The sequence below is a fragment of the Candidatus Dedyshia acidiphila genome, assembly GCF_051025295.1.
In the GTDB taxonomy this organism is placed as follows: domain Bacteria; phylum Acidobacteriota; class Terriglobia; order Terriglobales; family Acidobacteriaceae; genus KBS-83.
This window is the reverse complement of record NZ_JBMGJV010000184.1, coordinates 1-248: the sequence shown is the minus strand read 5'-3', so window position 1 is coordinate 248 and position 248 is coordinate 1. Positions and strand designations below refer to the sequence as shown.

The 248-nt window shown below is 63.3% G+C and carries 1 pseudogene; it reads right to left on the bottom strand.

From position 1 onward, the window contains the following. Window positions 1–248: pseudogene (locus AC5IJH_RS18550) on the bottom strand (glucuronate isomerase); the annotation flags it as partial.

Below are 248 nucleotides of genomic sequence, written 5' to 3'. Positions count from 1 at the left end.
TAGTGGGCGGCGAAGAGCCGCCAGACTTCGCGTGCCTTTGCCGAGTCCGCGCCGGCGCGCAGCGTCTCCATCGGCACACCCTGGCTGTACAGCATGCGCAGCACGTAGTGATCGGGCAACAAAAAAAAGCGATGTGGGGTCCGGGAAAGCTGTGTTCTCTGCAAACCAGCGCGGGTCAGTGTGGCCATGCGGGCTGAGGATCGGCAGTGGCGCAATCGCTTCGTAAAGGCGACGTGCAATTGCGCGCG